The organism is Streptosporangium sp. NPDC023825, assembly GCF_040639575.1.
GTDB lineage: Bacteria > Actinomycetota > Actinomycetes > Streptosporangiales > Streptosporangiaceae > Streptosporangium.
The window spans coordinates 12,845-33,973 of the sequence record NZ_JBFAAE010000005.1 but is presented as its reverse complement, the minus strand read 5'-3'; the positions used below and the strand labels follow the sequence as shown (position 1 = coordinate 33,973).

Below are 21,129 nucleotides of genomic sequence, written 5' to 3'. Positions count from 1 at the left end.
GACTGTCCGGCATGAGGAAGAACGAGGAGGGCGGGGAAGACGTCCCCGCACCCCGGCCGCGCCGCAGGGGCCGCCCGCCCAGGGACCGTTCCGCGCCGTCCGCGCCGTCGACGCCCGACCGCATCCTCGCCGAGGCGACGGTCCTGTTCGCCCGGCACGGGGCCGGCGGTGTCTCCATGCGCGACATCGCCGCCCGGGTCGGGATCGACGTCTCCAGCGTGCACCACCACTTCCCGTCGAAGGCGTCGCTGTACGACGCCTGCTTCGCGCGCGTCTTCGAACTGGAGCAGGCGACGCTCACGCCGCCGGTGCGCGCCTTCCTCGCCGCCGTGCGCTCCGACCCCCCGGGCGACGTCGTGGGCGCGATGCACGACCTGGTGGACGCGTTCGTCGACTTCCTCGACGAGCATCCCCAGACCACCTTCCTGTGGCTGCGGCGGTGGCTGGACCCCACTCTCCACCTGTCCCTGGACGAGGCGTACTCGCTGCCGATCTACGGCGAGATCGAGCGTGCCCTGCTGGAGGCGGCCACCCGCGGCCTCGTCGTCGAGCCGACGCCGCACATCACCGTGCGCAGCCTGGTCTGGGCGGCCCACGGCCACGTGACCGCGCTGAGCGCCCGCGGCGGCGACACGGTGACCGCCGACCGCGAGAGGCGCGAGTTCCGCGCCTACGCCCACCGCTTCGTCGACCGGCTCTACGCGACCCCTGGCGCGGGCGCCTCCGACGGCTAATATTCCATCATCCGATGGAATATGGGAGGCAACGGATGGGCGTGAGCGAAGCGGGCCGGGAATCGGCCGCCGGCGGCGGCACCGTGGCGGGCCCGGGGGCAGCCGCCGACCGCGAGGGCCCAGCGGGCCGGAGCGCGTCCGACGCCGCCGGCCGCACGCCGGACCGTAACGCGTCCGAGGCCGCCGGCGGTGCGCCGGGTCGTGGTGGCGTGACCGCCGTCGTCGGCGGCGGTGCGGCGGGCATCGCCGCGGTCAAGGCCCTCGTCGAGGCCGGTCTGCCCGTCCTCGGCGTCGAGCGCGCCGCCTCCCTCGGCGGCCTGTGGCGGCTGGACGCCGACACCGCGTCCTACGAGGGCCTCCGCCTCAACACGAGCAAGCCGCGCACGGAGTTCTCCGACTTCCCGATGCCCGCCGAGTGGCCCGACTACCCGGATCGCGGCCAGATGCTCGAATACCTGCGCTCCTACGCCGACCGCTTCGGGGTCGGCGAGCACTTCCGGTTCGGCACGACGCTCGAATCGGCCCGGCGCACCGGCGACGGCTGGGAACTGGAGCTGACCGGCCCCGAAGGGCCCTACCGCGAGACCGTGGAGCACCTGGTGGTGGCCAACGGTCACAACCACGAGCCCCGCCTCCCCGAGCCGCCGTACCCGGGGACGTTCACCGGCACCGAGTCGCACGCGCACGACTACGTCACCCCCGCCGAGCTGGCCGGCAGGCGCGTGCTCGTCGTGGGCACCGGCAACTCCGCGATGGACATCGCCGCCGAGCTCGCCGGCCACGCGTCGGCCGTGCTGCTGTCGGCCAGGCGAGGTGTCTGGGTGCTGCCCAAGCGGCTGCTGGGCCGCCCCTCCGACCAGCTCAACGGCGCCCTCGCGGCCCTGCTGCCCTGGCGGGTGCGGCAGGTGGTCTCCCAGGCGGTGCTCAGGGTCGCCGACCGGAGACCCGCCGGGCCGCGCCTGCCCGCCCCCCGCGAGGGCGTGCTCCAGGACCACCCCACCCTGAGCGACTCCGTCCCCCGCCTGATCGCGGAGGGAAGGGTGCTCGCCCGCCAGGGCATCGCGCGCCTGGACGGCCCGCGGGTCCATTTCGCCGACGGCCGGGTGGACGAGGTCGACCACATCGTCTGGTGCACCGGTTACCGGGCCGTGACACCGTTCCTGGACACCGCCACGATGCCCGACCCGGCGAGCACCCTGCTCTACCGCCACGTCTTCCCCGTCGGCGACGACTCGATCAGCTACGTCGGGCTGATGCAGTCGACCGGCTCGGCGCTGCCCGTCGTCGAGGCGCAGAGCCGCCTCGTGGCCGCCGTACGCGCGGGAACCCACCGGCTGCCCGATCCCGAGACCGCGCGGCGGATCGCCACCGCCGAACTCGACGCCGCCCGCGACCGCTGGGGGCACCGCAGGCCCCACATGCGGATCGACGTCGACCAGTACCTCCGGGTCATGGACCGCGAGCTGCGCGCCGGCCCGTCCCACGCGCTGGCCGGGCGCCGGATCCTGGTCACCGGCGCGGCGGGCACCTTCGGCAGGGCGATGAGCGCGCGGTTCGCCGCCCAGGGCGCGCACGTGGTCGGCCTGGACATCGTGGACACAGCCCGTCCCGGCGACTCCGGCATCCCGATCATCGCGTGCGACATCACCTCCCAGGAGTCCGTCGACGCCGCGGTGGCCGAGGCCGCGGCCCTGCTCGGCGGCATCGACCTGCTGGTCAACAACGCGGGGCGCGGCGGGCCCGCCCCGGCCGAGCTCGCTCCCGGCGAGGAGGTCGAGGCGCAGCTGCGGCTGAACCTCCTCGGCGCCTGGCGCGTGACGGCGACGGTCATGCCCCACCTGGTCCGCGCCCGCGGGCGGGTGGTCTTCATCGCCTCGCGGATGGCGCTCCTGCCACTGCCGCTGGCGGCGGCGTACGGCGTCTCCAAGCGCGCGCTCGCGGCCTACGCCGACGCGCTCCGGCTGGAGGTCGGCACGCACGTCGGCGTGACGACGGTCTACCCGAGCATGGTCCGCAGCCCGATCCACGACAGTACGCGGCAGGCGGGGCTGTCCCTGGACGCGGTGTCCAGGCCGGAACCCGTCGAGGGCGTGGTCGACGCGATCGTCCGCGCCGTCACCGCCCGCCGCGCCCCGCGCGACGTGGCGACCACCGTCCGGGGACGCGTCGAGATGATGGTCGGCAGGCACGCCCCCTCCCTGGCCGACCGCCTCGTCCGCCGCACCGTCGCGGCCCGCGTGGCGGCCGGCGACTTCGCGAACGCCCCCCTCGCGGCGGGGATGGTGAGCAGGCACCGCAAGTAGGGGACCGGCGCCCTCCGGGCACGTTCGCGGGCGCCCCGCCCGCGCCGCCGCGCCGCCGCCTCCACCCGGCCGGCGCGTCGGAACGGGCACGTTCGAGGGCGCCCCGCCCGCGCCGGCCGCTCCCGCCCGGCCGGTGCGTCAGAAACCGGTGAGCGCGGGCATCCGGTCGGACGATCCCCCGTGGAAAACCCCGCTGAGAGCGGTCCGCAGCTGCTCCGTCTCGGCGGGCGTCAGGTTCAGGTCGACGGTGAGGACGGTCTCGGTCTCCATGTCGTCCGCCGCCCTGGGAGTGAGGTGCAGGACGAGGCGCCGCTCGTCGAGCACGCAGGCGGTGATGCCGCCCCCGGTGCCCCGCATGCTCCCGCGGGCCACCCAGTAAGGCTGCTCTCTCCCATCTCTCCTGCCGAAGAAGAGGAGGTGGTCACCACCGCCACCGGCCTTCTCGTGCAGGAAGGCGGTGGGCCCTTCGCGCTCCTCGCCGAATCCGGAACCGCGAACGACCATGTGCTCGATCGGCGTGTAGGCCAGCTCCCCGGAGACGATCGGCTCGGGATCCGGTGATCTGTCTGACCCGCCGAAGTGACGCCGGAGGTCCTCGGGTTCGCGGATCCCCATCGGGACCACCGTCGGGAGGGCGTCCAGCAGCCAGCCGGGGACGGTGCGGCGGGGAAACACCGTCGGCTCCTCCAACAGCGCGAGGCCGGGGATGTCGGTGCCGCCGGGAAAGGGAAACCCGTCGGCGTCCACGTGTCCCCGGTACGACCTGCTCCCCGGCGTGAAGCGCAGCTCGCAGGAGAACCACGTGCCCTCGCCGTCGCGATAGGCCAGCTCGCGGAGCCGCCGGACCTGCTCCTCCAGCCCCTGAACGCCGACCTCCACCCCGTCGCAGTCCACGACGACGCGGGTGAATCCCCCGACCTGGCCGCAGCGGACCGTGGCGTCGCTCCAGCCGGGAGGCGCGGCGGCGCGGACCAGGTCGCCGATCGCCAGCCGCAGGCGGCGCTCCTCGTCATACTTCGAGCGCATGGTCATCCTTCCTTCGCCGTCAACAGCCCGTGCAGGCGGCGCGCCTCACGGAGCAGGCCGCTCGATCCCCGGCGCGCCGCCATGGTCTCGATCTCGGGGATCGCCCCGCGGGCGCGGCACCACGCCGCCGTGGTGGCGGCCAGCTCCACGAACCCGGTCAGCCCGTGGCGCGGCCGTTCACCGGCCCGGGGCAGGAGCGCCGGCAACGCCGCGGCGACCGCCGTCCACACCTCCTCGTGGGCGCCCTGGCGGGCCGCCGACTCCAGGGCCGCCGTCAGGTGGACGAGCTTGATCTGGTCGTATTCGACAAGCACCGCCGCCTGCCTGCCGAGTTCGGCGGCCGGCAGGTCGCCGCGACCCGCCATCGTCAGCAGGACGTCGACGGCTTCCGGCGTGTCCGGGTTTCCCAGCAGGCGGGCGAGGACGAGCGCCACCGCGGTTCCCGGCGGCCCGTCGAGCCGGGCGAGCTCGCGCAGGTGGCCCGGTCGTACCGCCATGTGGTGCCACTGGTCATGCCCGAGCTGGCGTGACAGGTAGGCGGCGGCCACCTCGCGGTGGGACGGGAACATCGACGGCCACCAGCTCGGCTGGACTCCGTCGCCATGCCGCGGGGAGTCGACGAACATCCGGTCGACGAGGGGCAGCCCGGTGGCCGGCGCGCGCAGCGACGGGACGGGCCTCACCTCCCCGTACCCGTGTTCCGGGTGGGCCCAGCCCATCTCCACCACCGGGTCGGCGAGCCGGGCGCCGGACAGCCATCGGGCGACCAGGCGACCGGCCGCCGAGGAGAGCCGGCCCGCGCGTTCGGCCGCCTCCCCGTCCCGCTCTCTCGGCAGCCGCAGAAGCGCCTGCTGCAGGTCCGCGGCGAGTGGCTTCATCCCGGCGGCCTCGATGACCTCCAGCCTCGTCACCAGCTCGGCCGCCTCCACGTGCCCGGTCGTGAGGGTGGGCGTGGCCAGCAGCAGGGGCGGGACGACGTCCTCCTCCACGGCCCTCTGGATCTCGGCGGCCCGGTGCAGCAGGAACAGGCGCGGCGGAGGGAGGCGGCGGGTGTCGGGGAGCCTTCTCCTCCAGGAGCCGCGCTCCGGCGCGACGCCGGTGAGGGAACACGCGGCGCCGATCAACCACTGGTGGACCCGGTTCCAGGGATGGACCCCGTACAGGTGCCCGTGCCCGCCCGGCAGGTCGGCGGCCATGCCCTCCCGGTTCCAGTGACGGACTTCGTACAGGTGCTCGTACCTGCCGTTCAGGTGGGGCTTGAACGCGGCGGCCGTGCCCTCCCGGTCCCGGTGCACGAGTGCGACGAAACCGGCGAGCAGCCGCTCCCACGCCTGCCAGTCGTCGGAGTCGTCCAGCAGGGGCACCATCTCGGCCACGGAACCGATCGGTTCCGGCATCCGCCGCGGGGCGTCGGGCCGAGGGAGCGCGGGCGGGTCCCACCCGTCCCGCGGTCCGGTCCCGGCCGGTTCCTCACCGCCGAAGACCGCGAAGGCACGCCGTCCGAGGTCGGGCGGGAGCGCGCCGAGCGCGCCGCGGACGGCGGCACGGCCCTCGTCGTCCATCAGGTCCGCGTGCTTGATCGCGAGCGTCAGTGCCTTGTCCTGCAGCTCGGCGGAGTCCGCGGCGAGCGCGAGCGCCAGCGGTCCGGCGATCGAGGTCGCGAGGCCGGGCGAGAGCCGTACCCGCTGGTCCAGCCAGGTGAGCCCGGCGCGGACGAGCTTGCGCTCGGGCCGGAAGAGCACCGACTCCCAGCCCTCCAGCAGGTCGAGGGGGTCGAGCCCGTCGAGCCCGCGCAGGTGCCGCAGCGCCAGCTCGGCGACCGGCCCCGGGGCCGCGGGCAGCAGCCGCAGGTAGTCGCGGGCCTGCGGCTCGATCTCGTGCGGCGCGGGGTCCAGGGCCTCGTGCAGGCGGACGAAGAACCGCAGCTCCGTCACCGAGCCCCCCAGCAGGAAACGCCCGACGCATCCCTGGAGCAGCTCCCGCCGTCTCGTCCCGTCCTGGGCGGCCAGGGTGCGCAGGGCACCCAGCAGCGACCTGGTCGGATCGCTCTCCCACTGCAGGACCCGCCCCACCCCCTGGGCCTCGAAGAGGCGGGGAAGCATGACGTCGAAGAGCGGATCCTCGTGCGGAGCGGGCAGGGCCGCGACCGCGCTCGCCCATCCGGCGACCACCGGATCGTGGACCGGCACCTCGATCCCGGTCGCGCGGAGCAGGGCGAGTGCCAGCTCCATGCCGCGGTCCTCCCACGTACGGAGCCTCAGCACGAGCCGTCCCGCCAGGTCGGCCCTCCACTCCGCCGGCCGGGTCGCGAGAATCGTCATGATCCGCTCGGTGTCCCCGTACGGCGGGCTCCAGCGGGAGGTGAGGTCCCGGCGGTTCAGCCAGGTCGCCACGGCGGCCGCCCCGGGGATGACACCGGCCCCGGCCGCGCGGAGTGCCTCGGCGTGATCGTCGAGCCCCTCCCAGGATTCGCGCCGGCCGCGCAGCGTCTTCAGGTGCCCGGGGAGACGGCGGGCGACCTCCTTGCGCGCCTCCTCGTCCAGCCCGGCGAGCCGGGCCGCGACGGCGTCGGCGTCCCGGCGGTCGATGAGTCCGCGGATCTCCTCCCAGGCGGTCATGCGCCGGCCTCTTCACGGCGGCGGGCCTCTGCACGGTGGGAGGCCTCTTCACGGCGGAAGGTGGGAGGGAGTTCGCCGGGAGCGGGGACCTTCGTCCCGGCCGGCGAGGCGGCGTGCTGGTGGGGGGTGGGCATGCCGCGAACATTAGTGATCCACTCCGACAGTTCGGCCGCGGACCCGTCACAGGGCCGGGACCCGTGACGGGTCCGCGGCCCTGTCGCAGGACCGCGGACTCGTCACGGGGTCACGGGGTCACGGGGTCACGAGGTCACGAGGTCACGAGGTCACGAGGTCACGAGGTCACGAGGTCACGGGGTCACGGGGTGGAACCGGCCTGCAGCCGGTTGCCCGTACGCCGCCAGCGGGCGAGCCCGCCGTCCAGCGGGCGCGCGTGAAAACCCCGCTCGCGCAGCAGCCGCACGGCCTCCGGGGAGACCGCGCAGTAGGGTCCGCCGCAGTAGGCCACGATCTCGGCGTCCCGGGGGAGCTCGTCGAGACGATCGCGCAGCTCGGCCAGGGGCACCGACAGCGCCCCCGGCACATGGCCGCGCGCGTGGTCGGCCGCGGAACGGACGTCGACGATCACGACGCCGGATTCGGGGTCGGCGAGACGCGCGGCGAGCTCGCCGGCGGTCACCGGCTCCAGCGCCGCGGGGTCGCCGAGGTGTTCGGACACCGCCTCCCGCAGGTCGGCGAGCCTTTCCCCGGCGAAGTCCTGCAGCTCGCCCAGGAACCGGGAGACCCGCTCGTCGGCCAGCCGGTAGTAGACCCGCGTACCGTTCCTGCGGCTCGTCACCAGGTGGGCGGCGCGGAGCTGCTGCAGCTGGGCCGAGGTGTTCTTCAGCGGGACGCCGGCCGCCTCGGACAGCTGCTCGACGGTGCGTTCCCGCTGGTCGAGCACGTCGAGCAGCCTGAGCCGCACGGGACTGGCCAGCGTCTTCCCGATCCGCGCCAGCTGCCGGTAGATCGGTTCCTCCCGAAACTCCGTCACGACCGTCAGACCATGTACTGGTCGTGGCGAAGATAGAGGTCCGTCCACTCCTCGTCGCTGAGCTGCCGTCCCTCGGCCACGATCGCGCCGAGCTCCTCGAAGTACGCCTCACGCGGCGCGCCGGGGGCGAAGAGCAGGAGCATCGAGGCCGGTTCGCCGGACTCGTTGCGGAAGCTGTGCACCCCGCCCGCCGGGACGTGCAGGAAGTCCCCCTCCGTCGCGTCGACCCAGCTCCGCCCGTCGAACAGCCGCACCGTCCCGGACAGGACGAAGAAGGACTCGGAGATCGTCCGGTGGAAGTGGGGCGACGGGCCGGAGGGCTTCGGTCCCATCTCCCAGCGGTACAGGCCGAACTGCCCGCCCGTCGAGGCGCCGGTGCCCAGGTAGTGCACCGCCGTCCCGCCGATCGTCAGATCCGGGCCCGCGCTCGCCGGCCGGAAGATCCCGCTGCTCTCGCCCGCCTCGCCCAGGTGAAGCGCCTCCGGATACGACATCGCACTCCCCGTCCCATGAGAAAATATTCTAAAGAACTATAGAACACACGAATAGCGGAACGAAAGGTTCCACCCGAGGCGGCGGGAGCCGGTGAGAACGGTCCTGTCGCCCCCGGCCGGCACGCCTTCCGGGGAACGTCCGGGCACGTGCTTCCGGCGTGTCATGACGGGTGGCCCGCCGGCACGGATCTGTGCCGTCGCCGACATGCGGGCGCTCCAGGGTGCGTGGGGTGAAGACACCACTGGGGAGAACATCATGACCCTCGCCTTCGAGGCACGAGGACTGGTCAAACGCTTCGGGAAGACGACCGCGCTCGCCGGGGTCGACCTCGCCGCCCGGGAGGGCACGGTTCTCGGGGTACTCGGACCGAACGGCGCGGGAAAGACCACGGCCGTGCGCGTACTGGCCACACTGCTCAGACCCGACGGAGGACACGCCACGGTCGGCGGGCTCGACGTCGTACGGCACGCCGCCCGGGTGCGCCGCCTGATCGGCCTGACCGGGCAGTACGCGTCGGTCGACGACGACCTCACCGGCATGGAGAACCTCGTGCTGATCGGGGAACTGCTCGACCTGCGCCGCGGGGAGGCCAAGGCCAGGGCCGCGGAGCTGCTGAAGGACTTCGGGCTCGCCGAGTCAGGGGGGCGGGCGGCCAAGACCTACTCGGGTGGCATGCGGCGCCGCCTCGACCTGGCCGCCGGTCTCGTCGGCCGTCCTTCCGTCGTCTATCTCGACGAGCCGACGACCGGCCTGGACCCGGCCAAACGGGACGACATGTGGAGCATCATCCGCTCACTGGCCGGCGACGGGGTCACCGTGCTGCTGACCACGCAGTATCTGGAGGAGGCCGACGCCCTGGCCGACGACATCTCGGTCATCGACCACGGACGGGTCATCGCGCACGGCACCCCGGCCGAGCTCAAGCACGTCGTGGGCGGGCAGACGATCCTCGTCCGGCCCGCGGACCCGGCCCGGCTGGCGGACGCCGCCGCGCTCGTCGGCGCGGTGGTCGGCCGCACCCCGGAATCGCCCGGCCGGGGCGTGATCACCGTTCCGGTCGAGAGCGACATCGCGTTCACCGAGATCGTACGGCGGCTCGACCGGGAGCGGATCTCGGTCACCGAGCTCAGCCTCCGGCTGCCCAGCCTGGACGAGGTCTTCTTCACGCTCACCGGACGTCACACCGAAGAGGAGGACGCGGCATGACCCTCACCGTGGAACGCGCGCGGGCGTCGGCCCCTCTCGGCAAGCGGCCCTTCGGGCTGGTACGACACAGCCTCGCGCTCGGCAGGAGAAGCCTGACCAAGACACTGCGCACCCCCGAGCAACTGCTCGACGTGACGCTGCAACCGATCGTCTTCGTGCTGATCTACGTCTATCTGCTCGGCGGGGCGGTGGCCGGTTCCACCCACGACTACCTGCAGTTCCTGCTTCCCGCCATCATGGTGCAGACGGTGATGTTCGCCGGGATGGCCACCGGGGTGAACCTCAACACCGACATCGGCAAGGGGGTCTTCGACCGGTTCCGCAGCCTGCCGATCGGCCGGTCCGCACCGCTGATCGGCTCGGTGCTCGGCGACCTGGTGCGCTATCTGGTGGCCGTCGTCTCCCTGTTCGGCTGCGGCCTCCTGATGGGGTTCAGGATCCAGACCGACCCGCTCTCCGCCCTGGCCGCGTGCCTGCTCACCGTCTTCTTCGCGTTCAGCCTGAGCTGGGCGTTCGTCCTGATCGGGATGCTCATGCGCAGTCCGGGCGGGGTACAGGGGACGGCCTTCCTGGTGCTGTTCCCGCTCACCTTCGGCACCAGCATGATCACGCCGGAGGAGACCCTTCCCGGCTGGCTGCGGACCTGGGTGGAGGTGAACCCGGTCGCGCACGCGATGGACGCCTCGCGCGCCCTGATGCTGGGCGGGCCGGCGGCGGGCCCGGTGATGTGGACGCTGCTGTCCTCGGCGCTCTTCCTCGCGGTGTTCGCGCCGCTGGCGGTGCGCGCCTACCGCCGCCGTACCTGATCGAGCGCGGCGGCGCGGTCGAGGGCCATGCCCCGCGCGTGGGCGGCGTCGTAGGCGGCGTCGCCCAGCGCGTCCCTGAGCCGCCGGGTCAGCTCGGCGATCTCGCGGTTGAACCGGTCGGGGGCGCCGCGGAGCCGCTCGGCGGCGCCGAGGGTCTCCGCGGCGCCCGCCAGGTCGCCCCTGTGGGCGCGCAGGGCCGCCGCGGCGACGCCGACGCGGGCCAGGACCGGCATGTCCTTCCCCTTGACCGCCCAGTCGGTCGCCTCCGTGAGCCACCGTTCCGCGGCCACCGGGTCACGGCGGTCCACCGCCAGATGCGCCATCGCCTGCAGGATCAACGCGCGGAACTGCGGGGCGACGAACCCGATGCCCTCTATGCCGGTCGCCGCCGCCTCGTAGTGCCGCTGTGCCCCCTCCAGGTCGTCCGCACGACGGGCGAGGTCCCCCAGCGCGAGCCAGGCGAACGCGATGTTCCGCCGTGACCACCGCCTCTCGCCGGACCGCGTCATCGCCAGGAGTTCGGCGCGTGCCCTGTCCACGTCGCCCTGCTGCGCCCGCGCGTCGGCGAGCATGATCCGCTGATGCGCGGCGGGGTCGTCGGGGTTGAGCTCGCCCAGCAACCGGATGGCCTCCTCCATCGCCTCGACGGCCTCGTCGAAGTCACCGAAGACCAGGTGTGCCTCCGCCAGCGAGCTCAGCACCTGGGCGAGCCCCCAGCGGTCCCCCAGGTCGCGGAATCCCGCGGTGGCGGCGAGCAGGTCGCGGCGCCTTCCCGCCTGCTCCCCCTCGTTCTCCAGGAGTGCCGACCTGATCATGAAGAGCATCGCGCGGGTCCACGGGTCAGGGTGCGACATCCGCCGCTCGACGGCGGCCACGCCCCGGACGACGTCGTCGGTGAAGATCGTGAAGATGGGTTCGACCAGAGCGAGGAACGGATCCTCGGTGTCGGGATCAATGGTCCCGGCCAGCGACCGGAACCGCTCGACGATGTCCTCCAGGCCCTCGTGCTCACCGGAGAGCATCCTGTTGATCATATGGAAGGCGGTGGCGGCCGACCGGCGCTCCGAGGACACCTCCCCTGGAACGTCGAGTGCGAGACGGAGCCGGACCACGGCCTCGGCGTAGTTCTCGCGCATCATCCAGAAGGTGCTCAGCGCCGCGGCCAGCCGTACCGCCGTGTCCGCGTCACCCGCGTCGGCGGCGAAGTGCAGGGCGGCGAGCAGGTTGTCGTGCTCGGCCTCCAGCACGGCCATCCAGACCAGCTGCCGCTCCTCGCGCAGAAAGGGTTCGGCCGTCTCGGCGAGGTCCAGGAAGTACGCCGCGTGCGCGGCCCTGACCCGGGCGATCTCCCCGTTCTCCGCGAGGCGCTCCAGCCCGTACTCCCGGATCGTCTCCAGCATGCGGAAGCGCGGCTGCGGCGCCTCGACCACCTGCAGCAGCGACCTGTCCACCAGCGCGCCGAGCAGGTCCAGGGCCGTGCCCGGCTCCGCGCACACCCGCTCGGCCGCCTCCACCGAGATCCCGCCGGGAAACACCGCGAGCCGCTCGGCGAACCGGCGTTCGCCGCCGAGCAGGTCCCAGCTCCAGTCGACGACCGCGCGCAACGTCCGATGGCGGGGCAGGGCGGTACGGCTGCCGCCGGTCAGCAGCCGGAACCTGTCGCCGAGACGCTCGGCCACCTGCGGCGCGGTCAGGGAACGCATCCGTGCCGCGGCCAGCTCGATCGCGAGCGGCAACCCGTCCAGCCGCCGGCAGATCTCCACCACGGCCGCGACGTTCTCCTCGGTGACCACGAAGCCGGGCCGTACGGCGGCGGCCCGCTCGGCGAGAAGCCGTACCGCCGGGCTGGTCACGGCCTGCCGCGCCGAGGCGTCCGGCTCGGGCAGTCCGAGCGGGGCGACCGGGCACAGGACCTCGCCGAGTATCCCGAGGGGCTCCCTGCTGGTGGCGAGGACCCGCAGCTCGGGGCAGCGCCCCAGGAGGTCTTCCGCCAGGTGGGCCACGGCCTCGACCAGATGCTCGCAGTTGTCCAGCATGATCAGGGTCTCGGCGCGCGAGAGCGCCTCGGCCAGGCGGCTCGTCGTGTCCCTGGGCGCGCCCTGGGCGTCGAGGAAGCCCACCTCCCGGGTACCGAGCGCGCCCAACACCGCCTGGGGCACGTCGGCCGTGTCGGTCACCGCCGCGAGTTCCACGAGCCAGGCACCGCCCGGCCACCGCTCGGCGAGCTCTCCGGCGACGGTGGTCGCGAGCCGGGTCTTTCCCGCCCCGCCGGGACCGACCAGCGTGACCAGCCGCCCCTCCGCCAGCGACGCGCCGACCCGCCGCACCTCGGCCGTGCGCCCGACGAAGCTGGTCAGCGCGGTCCGCAGGTTGCCCTTCTGCGGGCGGGCGGGCTCCGCCCGGCCCTCCTGGAGCAGCGCCCGGTGAATCTCCCGCAGTTCAGGCCCCGGGTCGGCCCCCAGCTCCTCCGCCAGACGGAACCGGATCTTCTCGTAGCCGGCCAGCGCCTCGGCCTGACGCCCCTGGGCGTGCAGCGCCCGCAGCAGCAGTCCCTGCAGCCGCTCTCTCAGCGGGTGACGGATCGCGGCCTCGGAGAGCTCGGCCACCAGGTGGGCGTGGCGCCCGGACGCCAGGTCCGCCTCGGCCCGGTCCTCGATCGCGGCCAGGCGCGCCTCCTCCAGACCGGCCGCGTACGCCGTGGCGAAAGGGGCTCCGACGGCGTCCGCCAGCGCGGGACCTCTCCAGAGCGCGAGCGCCTCACCGAGCAGGGGTCCGGCGACCTCCGGATCCCCGCCGTTCAGCGCACGTCTCCCCGCCCGCGCCAACCGCTCGAACCGGTGCGCGTCGACGGCGTCCGGTGGCAGGTCGAGCCGGTAGCCACCGCGATCCGACCGCAGCACCGAAGCGTCCGGCAGGCTGCGGCGCAGCCTGGCGACGAGCGACCGTACCGCGTTGGCGCGGTCGGCGGGCTGCTCCTCCGGCCAGAGCGCGTCCGACAGCTCGTCGGCCGTGACGACCCGCCCCGTTCCCAGTGCCAGCCGGATCAGGAGCACGCGGAGCCGGACACCCCCGATCTCGACGCTCTCACCGGCCGCTGTCACCTCCAGCGGGCCCAGGATGCCCACACGCATGGAGCCAACTGTGCCACGCCTGCGGACGACACGGCTCCGGCGTTCCGGCGGCGCCGCGTACGCCCGCCGCCCCCTTTCACTCTCCGTACCATCAAGACTCCGGCCTGTCGGCGATAATGGCATGATCGACGGCACGGAGCCGCCGGTTCGGTCCCCTCAGGGCCGGGAGTCCGGCGGCAACGGGAGGAGGGGGTCCACGGTGCGAACGCTTTTCGATCCGGAGGCGGTCGAGGAGTTCGAGTCGGCGAAGGACCTGCTGATCCGCCGCTGCCTCGCCTGGGCGGGTGAGCACGGCGCGCGGGCCGACGAGGCGATGCTGGCGGCGGCCCTGAACGCGCGGCACCACAGCCGGGACGGGCGGCTGGCCTGCTGGGACGCGCGGCAGGTGCGGCGTTTCCTCCTGGAATGGATTCCCCGGCACCTCGCGGCCGAGCGCGAGGTCCTCGCCACCGCGCCGGAAAGCCTGCTGACGCTCCTGCGCTACCTCACCGCGTCCGGCCTGCGCGACCCCCGGGGCGCCTCCCTCGTGGAGCTGGAGGCGGCCGTGGCCGAGGCCGCGGCGGAGTATCCGGCGGCGCTGGCCGACCCGGCCCGGCAGGGCGTCGGGAAGTTCTGGACGCAGATCGCCCTCGACAACGGCGTCGTCCTCGACGACGAAAGGGCCGTGGCCAGATTCCGGCGCGACATCGACGCGGGCCGGATACGGTTCGACGCCGACGTGCTCGACAGGCTTCTCGAGGCCGAGTTCGCCGGCGCGGGACCCGACGACGAGCGGGCCTTCCCCCAGTGTCCCGTGGCCCTCCCTCCCGCAGCCGAACTCGCCGCCGAGGCCGCCCGGAGCGAGATCGTACGGCAGCTGGCCGCCGTGTCCGGCTGGGTGGGGAAGGACGGGCGGCCCCTCACCAAGACCGGGAACCTGCGGCTGGCCGACGCCCGCGAGCTGGCGGAGCTGCTGGGCACCGGGGAGCGGGACCTGCGGGTGCGCGGCTCCGCCGAGATGCCCCGGGTGAGCCTCCTGCTGGCGTGGGCGAAGAAGACGGGCCTGGTGCGGGTGCGCAAGGAGCGCCTGGTCCCGGTGGCCAAGGCCGCTCCGCTCCTGCGTGACCCGGAGGCGCTGTGGCGTCGCGCGTTCGAGGCGGCCTTCGAGCTGGGCACCGCGATCTGCGCGCCCACCTCCGGGTGGTCCGGCTCCTCGATGCTCGTCACGGCGTTCGACGAGCTGCTGCCCGACGTGCTGAACACGCTGTACAGCCTGCCGGCCCCGATCCCCGTGGCCCGGCTGCAGGAGACCGTATGGCTGGCCTGCCAGGCGTACTTCCTCCTCGACCCCGAGGAGAACGGCGTCCGTCAGGACGTCTGGCGCCGCCAGGTCGACGAGGACCTGCTCGCGGTGTTCGACGCCCTCTCCCGCCTCGGTGCCGTCGAGACGAGCCACGGCATGGCCGACGAGCTGTACTCCAGCGACCTGCGTCCCGGCGTCGTCGAGGGGATCGGCGAGCTCACCGAGGACGACCTGCCGCTGCCGCCCGAGGCGTGCGCCCGGCTCCTGTCGCGCCTGGCGGAGCCGGGCCCGCTGGTACGGCTGACGCCCCTGGGCACCCGAGCCGTACGGGAGCGGCTGCTCGCCGACGGGCGGGACGCCCCGCTGCTCGGGGAGCTGGCGGACGCCGAGCCGGGCGAACTGCTGGGGGTGCTCGCCCAGCACTACACCCAGGAGACGGCCGCGGCCGAGCTCGAGGGCTGGCTGGCGGCGCACGGAGGTGACGTCGAGCCGTTTCTGGACGCCGTACGCGCCTGCCCCTTCCGTACCCGCGCCTCCGCCATGCTCTCCACCCTGGTGGAGGCGTTCCCCGACGGCCGGTCGACGCAGGCGAGGCTCCGGCGCGACCCGGTGCTGGGGCCCCTCGTCCTGACCGCCCTCCTGGAGACGGGAGAACTGGGCCCCGAGAATCTCACCGCCGACGAGCACCCGCTGCTCCTCGCCGAGAGTTTGATCATCCTGCTGGAGCTGGGCGGTCCCGAGGCCGTCGTGGAGCAGCTCCGCGAGTCGGCGGGCAGGAACGCGTCCGAGCTCGTCGCGGAGGTACTGGACTCGGGGCATCCCGCGAGAGCGGCCCTGGAGGAGCTGCGCGTGCTGGTGTACGAGCCGATGCTCGCCACGAGCGCCCGGCTCCGCCTCGTGCCCAGCCCGGCGCCGGGCTCGCGCGGCCGTCCCAGCGGCCGCGGCAGGAAGCGCAGACACTGACGCGGCCTCGCCGGTGCCACCGTCCGCCGGGACGTTCGGCCCCCGGTGTCCCCGGTCCCCCGGTCCACCGGTCCGCCGGTCCACGGGACGTTCCTCGACGGCGGTCGTCACGCCACGATGGCGGTCGTCACGCCGTCGAGGGAACCAGCGGGAGCCCGTGGTAGGCCGCACGGCGCGCGATCTCGAACCCGGCACGGGTGTAGATGCCGAGGGCCCCGGTCGGGTTGTCCGCGTCCACCCCCAGCCCCGCCGTGTCGTACCCCTGCGCGCGGAACTCGCCCAGCGCGTGCGCGAGCAGCGCGCTCGCCACCCCGCGCCCCCGCCACTCGCGCGGGGTGCCGATGATCTGGATCCACGCCTCGCGGATCCCGGTCGCCTCGGTGTCGGCCTCGAAGTAGTGGGTGAGCAGGATGCCCACGCACTCCCCCGACGCGTCCAGCGCGACGAAGGACCCCTCCGGCCGGAACGCCCGCACCCCGACGATGGTGCTCCGCCAGGACTCCGGGGTGTGCTGGACACTCCCCCAGTGGTCGGCGAACGAGCGGTTGCGCACCTCCCTGGCGGCATCCTCCAGGTCGTCCCGGTAGGCGATGATCTCCAGCCCCTCCGGCGGCGAGACCTCCGGCAGCTCGGCGCCCAGGTCGAGGGTCATCCCGTAGAACCACCGGACCGGCTTCATCCCCGCCCTGGCGACCAGCGCCCGCAGGCCCTCGTTGCGGCTGTCCACCTCGACGTGGAGTTCGAGCGGCTGCCCGGGAAAGCGGCGCTCGTGCAGCACCGGGGTGTTGCCGATCGCCCACTCCAGCAGACGGCCCCCCAGCCCCCTGCGCCGGTACTCCGGATGCACCCCGCCCCACAGGCTCATCCGATGGACCGGCTCGGCCGCGGACCGGGCCATGGTCATCCCGTACGCGACCAGCCGGCCGGACTCCCACGCTCCCAGCGTGCCCTCGACGGGGTCGAGCAGCGGGTTGGCGAGATCCTCGGCGAGGGCCTCCGCGGACTCCCTCCCCCCGATCCGGTCCACCTCGTCGATCGCCGCCAGCAACTCCGCCCACGCCCCGACGTCGTCCTTGGTCAGCGGAGCCCACTCGAAGGTCATGGTCATCGAGCGTAGAAGCACGCCACTTTCGCCGGCCACCCGTTTTCCCGCCTGCGGGTAGGGTGCCGCCGTGGATCTGGACGTCATCCGGCGCGGCATCGACGCGCTCCGCGAGTACGACACGGACCTCGACCTCTTCGGATACCGCTCCCACCTGGTCGTCAACGGCTCCGCCGCGGGCCAGGTCTGGGGCGACTGGACATGCGTCGGCGAGGCGCTCGCCCCGCAGGCCGAGTCGTTCGGCGCGTGGTACCACACCTGGGCTGACATCAAAGGATGCCGCGATATCCGATGGTTCGTTCATATCCCGACATGTCACTGTATGACGATGTCCGAGAAGGTGAACGCCCGCGAAGTCGTCCGAGCGGCACCATGAGCTTCGGCGCCTACGCGCGCCGGGTCCGGAATCAGGAGCTGCCGTACGGCCTGCGCTACGTCATGGCCGAACTCACGGCACACGAAACGCTGCCCCTCGTACGCCGGGCATGGCACGGCGACGCGGAGCGGATCGCGGACATCTTCCTGGCCGCGCGTGGCCAGATGAGTTGTCCGGAGCGTCCAGCAACTGTGGCCATCCACTGGTGAGACTCAGGTCCAGCGCCGCAAGGCTACGAGCCGATCGCCGAAGAGCAGGCGCCACTCGACCAGGCTCGGGGCCGGCTCGCCGCCGCCGGAAGGCTCCTTCGACGCCACCTTCCAAGGCCGCATGACTAGACCCGACGAGCGGTCCGGTGCACGCTTCGCACGGCGGCGGCCTCCGGATGCGGCCGAAGATCCGGTATGACCGCCGCCAGGCGGCCCAGCTCACGCTTGACCCGGGATGCGATGCCTCCGCTCAGCGTGAACCGAGTCGGGGACGGCGCTCGCAGTGCTCCGTCGAGCAGGTGGAGCGCACCCCTGCTACCGATTCCCGTATGCCCGAGGTCCAGATGGGCCAGCCGATGCGGGGAGGTGGCCAGCGCTCGGGCGATGGACGCCGCCCCCTCATCACCGAGACGGTTGTCCTCGGCACCGAGAACCCCTGCGGACCGGACCCGTCCCAGGTCGAGCACCTCGACCCCGGCCGCCACAGCGGCGGCGACCAGTTCGGCTGCGGCCACGGACCCGATGCCGTTGCTCGCCACCGACATCCGGCGCAGCCGCCCGGCCCGTACGGCTCCCGCCAGCGTTCTGGCCCCTTGATCTCCCAGCCCCGCGGCCGAAACGTAGAGTTCCTCCACCCCGTCCGCCGAGACCAGCCTCGCCAGTTTCTCGGCGCCCACCGGTCCAAGGGGATTGCCGCTCACGTACATCCGCCCGATACCCCCGGTGGACAGCACCCGGTCCACGAGCATCGCGAGCCCGTCCGCGTCCAGACGGGTCTGGACCAGGTCGACCGTGCTCAACCCGGTACCGATGGCCTCACCGACGAGGCGACCGCCATCGGGTCCGAGCGGGTTGCGCTTGAGCCAGAGCCCTCGCACGACACCGGGTGAGGCGATCAGACGGTCGGCGATCCGACATGCCCCGGCTGCGGTGATCCCGTTGCAGCCCAGGTAGAGCGTCTCGGCCCCGGAGGCCGTCGCCGCCTCGGCACCCGTGTCCGCGCCCGCGTCGCCCAGCTCGTCGGTGCCCAGCAGCAGATGCCGGGTCGGTCCGCCCTGCGGCAACGCCTCGGCGACCAGCTCGGCGCCGCGCGGCCCCAGTGCCTGCTTGCACAGGTCGAGGCGACCGCCGGGCATCGCCGTACCCACCGCGAAATCGGTGCGGCGGGTCACCGGCCGCCCGGTACGCAGCCACGCGAGCAAACCGTCAAGATCGCGCGACTCAGCGTGGTCCTTGCCTGAATGCTCGGTTACCACGACACCTCCACACGATCCCAGCGATAAAGCCCAGCTGTCACCATGCCCGTGTGATCCCTGTGGGCGACGTCGTTCTGGTCAGGCCGCTCACCCACCATGCCGCCCGTACGATCCCCGCCGAACGATCCGCCTACCACGGCGCCTCCGCGTAGTCCTTGAGGAAGACGCCGTGCACCGGGTGGCCCGCCTCGCCGCGCACGATCGGGTCGTAGACCCGAGCCGCACCGTCGATGACGTCCAGCGGCGTCCGGCGATCGAGCCGGTCCCGCAGCGGCACCGGGTTCTCATCGGTGATCCAGCCGGTGTCCACACTGCACATGTACACACCCTCCCGCGCCAGATCGGCGGCGCTGGTACGGGTCAGCATGTTCAGCCCCGCCTTGGCCATGTTGGTGTGCGGGTGACGGCCGGTCTTGTTCGGCACCGCGAACTGCCCCTCCACCGCCGACACGTTCACGATGTACCGGCGAGGAAAGGGCGCCTCGCGCAGCAACGGCAGCAGCCTGTCGACCAGCAGGAACGGCGCGACCGCGTTGACCAGCTGGACCTCCAGCAGCTCGGCCGGGTCCACCTCCCCGATCCGCGCCGACCACGAGTTCCGCGCCGACAGATCGGGCAGCAGACCGGACACATCCGGCAGGCCCGGTGCCACGTCACCGGAACACGGCGCGGGGAGATCCGGCAGCCCCAAGACTGCGTTACCGGGGGACGGCACCGGAAGACCCAGCGCCGCGTCACCGGAAGCCGTGACCGGAAGACCCAGCAGGCCCCAGGCCCCGTCACCAGGAAGCGACATCGGAAGACTCGGCACGAATCCTGCCACCGCCGACGCTCCTGGCGGCAACTCGGCCCGCTCCCCCTCGACCAGGGCGGCATAGGCCGACGGCGGTCGGCGCAGGGTCTGGGCGGCATTGTTGACCAGGATGTCCAGCCCGTCTCCGGTACTCAGAAACCGGTTGCAGAACGCGATGACCTGCCGGGGATCGCGCAGGTCGATCCCAACGACCTCCAGCCGACCTGCCCAGTCACCGGTTTCCGCGAACCTCTTGACGGCGTCGACCGGAAAGCGGGTGGTCACCGTGACATGGGCGCCGTCGCGCAGCATCTTCAGCGCGAGCTGGTGCCCTATCTTCGTCCGTCCCCCGGTGATGAGCGCCCGTCGCCCCGACAGATCGGTACGGGCCGTACGGCGCGCGGCGTTGGAGGCCGCGCACGAGGGACAGAGCAGGTGATACAACCCGCCCACCCGGTTGAACCGCCCTTTGCAGACATAGCAACTCCGCGCCCTGCGCAGTTCCCCCGCCTCCCCCTGGGGCGACCTTCCCGTCTCTCCTCCTGGCCTCCCTTGGGGCTCTCTCCTCGTCCCACCCGATACTTCCCGTGCCTGTTCCCCTGGTGGTTCCTCGATAACAGGAGCGTCGATCACCCGGTCCGTCCCGCCCATCGCGGTGGCCGCCAGCACCGCGGCATCGACCTCCGCCGAAGCCCGGCCACGTTCCCGCTTGCGGCGCCGCTGTCCGTCACGGACCAGCGCCAGCGCCACGTGCTCGATGCGGAGACGGTCCGGATCATCCAGCGGGAGCCGACGCACCTCGCCGAGCACACGCAGCACCGTCGAGGCGCTCTCGGGATCCACGGCATCCTCCCTGAAGGGTGGGGCCCGGCCGGATTCGAACCAGCGTCCTCTTCCACTGCCAGAGAAAGCGCGACGGCCAACTGCGCTACGGGCCCCGACGAGGGGTGGGGTCCGGCCGGATTCGAACCGACGTCCTTCGCCTTGAGAGGGCGACGCGACGACCAACTGCGCTACAGACCCCACACGGAACCGGCTCAGGCTCGAACCGACACCTGTGCTCACCCTATCGACGAGATCAACTCAATTTTGGGCATTCACCGCAATACGGAGAATCAGCTTGTCCCAAGTCGGGTGGCCACCGGTTTTGGTCGGCGGTCGGTCACCTCGGCCACTGGAAGTGGCACTCATCCATCCAGCGCGGTGACAGCCGATGTGATCAACGCACGAGCATCTCATCCGGGTTGATCCGGTGACCTGCCTGCCAGGCATGGTAGCCAGGGTCGTCGAGCATGTAACCGTCGCGCATCTCCAGGTGCAGGGCGGAGTGAGCGCACACGCGTGGCCATTGTTCAAGCGTCCGTCCGCCACCGTTCACCTCCGGGAAAAACTGCATCATGCGCTCGGGGAACCGGATCACCGTCTCCTCCTCAGCGATTCACCGGAGAACGGAGACCGCAGGTCACACCGATTATCCTCATGCCTCAAGATTAATCCGCCCGAGGAACGCACCCCGCTCGGCGCGTTTGGCCTCGGCGACCTTCTCGATGTCCGCCCACCCGTACCCGTGGACATGGGCGACGGCCCGCAGGACTTCGAGCACGTCGGCGACCTCCTCCGCCACCTCGGCCGCCGGAGCCTCGCGCAGTTCCGCCGCCTCCTCGAACAGCTTCTCCAGCAGAGCCTCGCGATACTCGGCGTCCCCGAGAACGGTCACCACCGGTTCCCCGCCACCCTCACGAATGATCTCCGGAATCCTGTCCCGCACGAGTTTCCCCACCTCGGACCGCCCCTTCGCGCACGTACGGCTTCCTTCGGAAAGCCCAGAGACTACCGGC

Annotated in this window: 17 protein-coding genes and 2 tRNA genes; 7 read left to right on the top strand and 12 right to left on the bottom strand. The window is 72.7% G+C overall.

What is annotated here, in order from left to right:
- Positions 1-11 precede the first annotated feature (11 nt).
- The gene (locus AB0G15_RS06475) at positions 12-734 is read left to right on the top strand and encodes a TetR/AcrR family transcriptional regulator (RefSeq protein WP_362836005.1); all 723 of its coding nucleotides are present in this window, start codon (positions 12-14) and stop codon (positions 732-734) included.
- A gap of 209 nt (positions 735-943) precedes the next feature.
- Positions 944-3,037, top strand: coding sequence for an SDR family NAD(P)-dependent oxidoreductase (locus AB0G15_RS06470; protein WP_362836003.1), 2,094 nt, complete (start codon positions 944-946; stop codon positions 3,035-3,037).
- 138 nt (positions 3,038-3,175) lie between these two features.
- Here the strand turns inward: AB0G15_RS06470 and AB0G15_RS06465 are convergent, their stop codons facing one another.
- The 4 genes from AB0G15_RS06465 to AB0G15_RS06450 form a co-directional block, all read right to left on the bottom strand.
- Complete coding sequence (locus AB0G15_RS06465; RefSeq protein WP_362836001.1) at positions 3,176-4,063, bottom strand: hypothetical protein; 888 nt, start codon at positions 4,061-4,063, stop codon at positions 3,176-3,178.
- Between the two features lie 2 nt (positions 4,064-4,065).
- The gene (locus tag AB0G15_RS06460; RefSeq protein ID WP_362835999.1) at positions 4,066-6,681 is read right to left on the bottom strand and encodes a DUF6493 family protein; all 2,616 of its coding nucleotides are present in this window, start codon (positions 6,679-6,681) and stop codon (positions 4,066-4,068) included.
- Between the two features lie 316 nt (positions 6,682-6,997).
- On the bottom strand, positions 6,998-7,672 hold the full coding sequence (locus AB0G15_RS06455) for a metalloregulator ArsR/SmtB family transcription factor (protein WP_362835997.1): 675 nt from the start codon (positions 7,670-7,672) through the stop codon (positions 6,998-7,000).
- A gap of 5 nt (positions 7,673-7,677) precedes the next feature.
- Positions 7,678-8,166 carry a cupin domain-containing protein gene (locus tag AB0G15_RS06450; RefSeq protein ID WP_362835995.1) on the bottom strand — a complete coding sequence of 163 codons (489 nt, stop codon included), beginning with the start codon at positions 8,164-8,166 and terminating at the stop codon, positions 7,678-7,680.
- Positions 8,167-8,422: 256 nt separating this feature from the next.
- Here AB0G15_RS06450 and AB0G15_RS06445 point away from each other — a divergent pair, with 256 nt between their 5' ends.
- Both AB0G15_RS06445 and AB0G15_RS06440 read left to right on the top strand, forming a co-directional pair.
- Positions 8,423-9,373, top strand: coding sequence for an ATP-binding cassette domain-containing protein (locus AB0G15_RS06445; RefSeq protein WP_362835993.1), 951 nt, complete (start codon positions 8,423-8,425; stop codon positions 9,371-9,373).
- Positions 9,370-10,179, top strand: coding sequence for an ABC transporter permease (locus AB0G15_RS06440; protein ID WP_362835991.1), 810 nt, complete (start codon positions 9,370-9,372; stop codon positions 10,177-10,179). The genes AB0G15_RS06445 and AB0G15_RS06440 overlap by 4 nt, the downstream gene beginning before the upstream one ends.
- On the opposite strand, the gene AB0G15_RS06435 is transcribed toward AB0G15_RS06440, so the two are convergent.
- Complete coding sequence (locus AB0G15_RS06435) at positions 10,161-13,310, bottom strand: BTAD domain-containing putative transcriptional regulator (RefSeq protein ID WP_362835989.1); 3,150 nt, start codon at positions 13,308-13,310, stop codon at positions 10,161-10,163. The two genes, AB0G15_RS06440 and AB0G15_RS06435, sit on opposite strands and share 19 nt — an antisense overlap.
- Before the next feature lie 199 nt (positions 13,311-13,509).
- On the opposite strand from AB0G15_RS06435, the gene AB0G15_RS06430 reads away from it, so the two are divergent.
- Positions 13,510-15,555 carry a hypothetical protein gene (locus tag AB0G15_RS06430; protein ID WP_362835987.1) on the top strand — a complete coding sequence of 682 codons (2,046 nt, stop codon included), beginning with the start codon at positions 13,510-13,512 and terminating at the stop codon, positions 15,553-15,555.
- A gap of 127 nt (positions 15,556-15,682) precedes the next feature.
- Here AB0G15_RS06430 and AB0G15_RS06425 read toward each other — a convergent pair whose 3' ends face one another.
- Positions 15,683-16,657, bottom strand: a complete 975-nt coding sequence (locus AB0G15_RS06425; protein ID WP_362835985.1) for a GNAT family N-acetyltransferase — start codon at positions 16,655-16,657, stop codon at positions 15,683-15,685.
- A gap of 70 nt (positions 16,658-16,727) precedes the next feature.
- Here AB0G15_RS06425 and AB0G15_RS06420 point away from each other — a divergent pair, with 70 nt between their 5' ends.
- Both AB0G15_RS06420 and AB0G15_RS06415 read left to right on the top strand, forming a co-directional pair.
- Positions 16,728-17,033 (top strand): hypothetical protein, encoded by a 306-nt coding sequence (locus tag AB0G15_RS06420; RefSeq protein ID WP_362835983.1) that lies wholly within the window; start codon positions 16,728-16,730, stop codon positions 17,031-17,033.
- Complete coding sequence (locus tag AB0G15_RS06415; RefSeq protein WP_362835981.1) at positions 17,030-17,242, top strand: hypothetical protein; 213 nt, start codon at positions 17,030-17,032, stop codon at positions 17,240-17,242. Before AB0G15_RS06420 ends, AB0G15_RS06415 begins: the two co-directional genes overlap by 4 nt.
- 125 nt (positions 17,243-17,367) lie before the next feature.
- Here the strand turns inward: AB0G15_RS06415 and AB0G15_RS06410 are convergent, their stop codons facing one another.
- From AB0G15_RS06410 to AB0G15_RS06385, 6 genes are all read right to left on the bottom strand, one after another.
- Positions 17,368-18,498 (bottom strand): ribonuclease inhibitor, encoded by a 1,131-nt coding sequence (locus tag AB0G15_RS06410; RefSeq protein ID WP_362835979.1) that lies wholly within the window; start codon positions 18,496-18,498, stop codon positions 17,368-17,370.
- 130 nt (positions 18,499-18,628) lie between these two features.
- Positions 18,629-20,134: an SDR family NAD(P)-dependent oxidoreductase gene (locus AB0G15_RS06405; protein ID WP_362835977.1), complete on the bottom strand. Its 1,506-nt coding sequence runs from the start codon at positions 20,132-20,134 to the stop codon at positions 18,629-18,631.
- A gap of 19 nt (positions 20,135-20,153) precedes the next feature.
- Positions 20,154-20,229 (bottom strand) — tRNA-Ala (locus tag AB0G15_RS06400).
- Positions 20,230-20,240: 11 nt separating this feature from the next.
- A tRNA-Glu gene (locus tag AB0G15_RS06395) sits at positions 20,241-20,314 on the bottom strand.
- Positions 20,315-20,510: 196 nt separating this feature from the next.
- Entirely contained in the window at positions 20,511-20,711 is a 201-nt protein-coding gene (locus AB0G15_RS06390; protein ID WP_362835975.1) for a hypothetical protein, read from the bottom strand.
- Positions 20,712-20,768: 57 nt separating this feature from the next.
- Entirely contained in the window at positions 20,769-21,008 is a 240-nt protein-coding gene (locus AB0G15_RS06385) for a nucleoside triphosphate pyrophosphohydrolase (protein WP_362835973.1), read from the bottom strand.
- Positions 21,009-21,129 lie beyond the last annotated feature (121 nt).